Source organism: uncultured Candidatus Kuenenia sp. (assembly GCF_900696675.1).
Lineage (GTDB): Bacteria > Planctomycetota > Brocadiia > Brocadiales > Brocadiaceae > Kuenenia > Kuenenia stuttgartiensis_A.
In genome coordinates this window covers 1-3,413 of sequence record NZ_CAADGZ010000209.1, presented here as the reverse complement: position 1 = coordinate 3,413, position 3,413 = coordinate 1, and the positions used below count along the sequence as shown (strand labels likewise).

3 protein-coding genes are annotated in these 3,413 nt (G+C 44.3%); all 3 read right to left on the bottom strand.

Features of this window, described 5'->3' with window-relative positions; all coding sequences use genetic code 11:
• Positions 1-312: 312 nt before the first annotated feature.
• The 3 genes from arcC to QZT26_RS16910 all read right to left on the bottom strand — a co-directional run bounded on the left by arcC (position 313) and on the right by QZT26_RS16910 (position 3,290).
• Positions 313-1,269: a carbamate kinase gene (gene arcC / locus QZT26_RS16920; RefSeq protein ID WP_099324557.1), complete on the bottom strand. Its 957-nt coding sequence runs from the start codon at positions 1,267-1,269 to the stop codon at positions 313-315.
• Positions 1,270-1,438: 169 nt separating this feature from the next.
• Positions 1,439-2,773 (bottom strand): cyclic 2,3-diphosphoglycerate synthase, encoded by a 1,335-nt coding sequence (locus tag QZT26_RS16915; protein WP_197705363.1) that lies wholly within the window; start codon positions 2,771-2,773, stop codon positions 1,439-1,441.
• 229 nt (positions 2,774-3,002) lie between these two features.
• Positions 3,003-3,290, bottom strand: a complete 288-nt coding sequence (locus QZT26_RS16910; RefSeq protein ID WP_099326996.1) for a GIY-YIG nuclease family protein — start codon at positions 3,288-3,290, stop codon at positions 3,003-3,005.
• Positions 3,291-3,413 lie beyond the last annotated feature (123 nt).

Genomic DNA, 3,413 nt, shown 5'->3' with positions numbered 1-3,413 from the left:
GAGAAACTCCGGTTTCTCGCCTGTTTGCTGATAGATAGGGAATAAAATCACAGGGTTAAGACAGTTTGTAATTTGTCAAGTCAGACCCTCACTGGAAACAAAGTTTCCAGTGCAATTGCGTTCCCAAGCCGGAGCTTGGGAACGAGCGTTTTTTTTCATAGAACTAAAGTGTTACAAACAAATGCACCTTTAGTATTTTGCATTTCGTGCTTCTTATTGTTGTATGTTTTGGATTTGTTTTGAATTTTATGCTTTGTTATTCGGATTTGTTTCGTACTTCGTACTTCGTATTTCGGATTTCACAATTACTGGTCAGATGGCTTTCTTTGCAATCCTTGTCCCGGAGCGGCCTTCAAATGCCTCGCGCACCTTGTCAAGCGAAGTAATAAGGGCAAATGATCCGCCCCATTCCAGGAAATGTATGGCTGCCTGGATTTTTGGACCCATACTTCCAGGCGGGAAATGCCCTTCGTCCAGATAGCGCTGCGCTTCATCTGCCGTTATGTTGTAAAGAGGCCGTTCGTTTGGTTTTTTATAATTGAGGAAAACGTTTTCCTCCCCGGTAAGCATAACCAAGGCACTGGCATTAATATCTCTTGCCAGAACGCTTGAAGCAAGGTCTTTGTCTATGACAACGTCCACCCCTTCAAGGTCTCCGTTTTCCTTTATAATTACAGGAATACCTCCTCCCCCGGCGGCAATGACGATATTGCCAGCCCCTGAAAGGCATCTGATCGCCTGAATCTCTATAATCTTCAGAGGATTGGGCGATGCCACTACCCGACGATACCCTCTGTGGCTGTCCTCCGCAATATCCCAGCCTTTTTCTCTTTGAAAACGTTCCGCCTCTTCTTTCCTGAAAAAAGGACCTATGGGTTTTGTCGGACACGAAAATGCCCGGTCGTGTTTGTCCACTACAACCTGCGTCAGAACCGTTACCACACAGGTATCTCTGTTTTCCCTTCGCAACGCATTGGTCAATGATTGCTGGATCATGTATCCGATTGCCCCTTCCGTATCGGCAACGCACATTCCAAGCGTAAGCTCCGGCGTCTGGTCACGGCAGGCCTCGGTCATAAGCAGCAAATTACCCACTTGCGGGCCGTTTCCATGGGTGATTATTATATTATACCCCCTGTTTAAACAGTAAATGACTCCTTCCATACTTTTCCGTGTATTTTCGAATTGTTCCCCTACGGTTCCCTTTTGACCTTTCCGGATGAGAGCATTTCCCCCCAGCGCAATTACCATAGTATTTCTACCGTTCATTGGAGTTTTTAACTTTTCAATAAGTTGGGATTTTTATAATAATTTCTATCTTTCACTGTCCACAGTCCACAATCTGCAGTCGGCAATCCGCAATCCGCAATCCGCAATTTGCCGATTGCCGACTGTATAGAATTCCCCATTAATAAAGGTGGCAAGCGGGTTGTTTATCTCAATTTATTGAGAAGTTACGGAGTTTTGCCCTGATAATCTTTTCGAGTTGAGGTTCGCCTGTTTCCTGCATGCCGTAACGTACTCGTTCTGCAGGTTTATCGATACGGATTATTTTTCTCAGATCTATGGGAGTTCCAATAAGTACGGTATCGCACGGCGTGCGGTTGATGGATGCGCTTAATTCCTCAACCTGTTTCCGCCCGTATCCCATAGCAGGCAGCAGGTTTTCCATGTGGGGATATTTCCTGTATGTTTCGTGAATCGACCCTACGGCGTAGGGTCTTGGATCAATAATTTCCAAAGCACCATATTGCCGGGCAGCAAGTACTCCCGCGCCAAAGGACATGCCTCCATGCGTAAGGGTAGGACCGTCTTCAATCACCAGCACACGTTTGCCTTTTATCAGGCTGATATCTTCAACCGTCACCGGCATTGCAGCGTCAATGATCGTTGCACCGGGATTCGACTTTTGTATATTTTCCCTTACCCTGCGTATATTTTCCGGTTTTGCGGTGTCCACCTTGCTGATAATAATAACCTCCGCAAGAAGGAGGTTTGTTTCACCCGGATAGTAAGAAAGTTCATGGCCTGGCCTGTGGGGGTCTGCAACAGTGATGTACAAATCCGGAAGGTAAAAAGGGGTATCATTATTGCCTCCGTCCCATACAATGACGTCGGCTTCTTTTTCTGCCGCTTCCAGAATATCTTTGTAGTCAACTCCTGCATAAACAGTAGTGTTTTGTTCCACATGGGGTTCATATTCTTCAATTTCTTCTATGGTACAGTCATACTTCCTGAAATCATCGTACGTGGTAAAGCGCTGTAAACGCTGTTTAAAAAGATCGCCGTAAGGCATGGGATGTCTTATTACCACAGGCTTCTTTCCCAGCCCCTTAACAATCTCACAAACTCTCCGGGAAACCGAACTTTTACCGCACCCCGTCCTCACCGCGCATATTGCAATAACAGGTTTATTGCTCTTCAACATGGTTTTTTGTGGGGCAAGGAGGGTGAAAGCAGCTCCCGCGGCATTCACCATACACGCCTTGTGCATAACATATTCATGCGAAACGTCGCTGTAAGAAAAGACAACTTCATCTATGGCATACGATTTTATCAGAAAGGACAATTTTTGTTCAGATTCAATGGGAATGCCGTTTGGATAGTGCTTTCCTGACAGTGAAGGGGGATATTGCCTCCCTTCAATATTAGGGATTTGTGCCGCAGTGAAGGCAACTACGTCATATGCATGATTGTCGCGAAAGCAGACATTGAAGTTATGAAAATCCCTTCCCGCAGCACCCATAATAAGTATCTTTCTTCTGCCTTCCATAGAAATTATTTCCCCCCGGCGCTGTCTTTGTATGCGCCATCAAAAACGCCCGTTCCCAAGCTGGCAGACTTTGAACGAGTGCAAATTTAGAATTTAAAATCTCATACGGCTCATAGCTCATGGCTCATAGCTCATAGCTCATGGCTTATGGCTTATGGGTTTTTTCAACATTTACTGTACATCCACAATTATCACGTTTGTCATTGCGAGGGTCTTTTCCGAAGCAACCTCATAAACCGTCATAGAGATCCTTCCATCCTGCATTCATTCCATTAATTAATTCTATTTTTTTAGCCCTTGAGCCACCTTTAATTTGCTTCTCCCGGAATATGGCGTTTCTTACGTCACGAAATATCTCGTAGTATACTAACTTTGTAACATTGTACTTTTTTGTAAACCCCTCTACCCTCTTCTCTCTATGCTCATATACTCTTCTTTTAAGATTGTTCGTAACCCCTGTGTAGAGTACGGTATTATTTTTATTCGTCATTATGTAAACAGAGTATAATTTATCCATTACAATCACCTTGATTGATCTGGCATTATAAAAAAGATTGCTTCGGAAAAGACCCTCGCAATGACAAGTTTTGTAACATTATACTTTTTTGTAAACCCCTCGACCCTCTTCTCTCTATGCTCA

Coding starts and splice junctions, on each gene's coding strand:
- arcC (WP_099324557.1), bottom strand. CDS start 1,269: ATGAACGGTAGAAATACTATGGTAATTGCGCTGGGGGGAAATGCTCTC.
- QZT26_RS16915 (WP_197705363.1), bottom strand. CDS start 2,773: ATGGAAGGCAGAAGAAAGATACTTATTATGGGTGCTGCGGGAAGGGAT.
- QZT26_RS16910 (WP_099326996.1), bottom strand. CDS start 3,290: ATGGATAAATTATACTCTGTTTACATAATGACGAATAAAAATAATACC.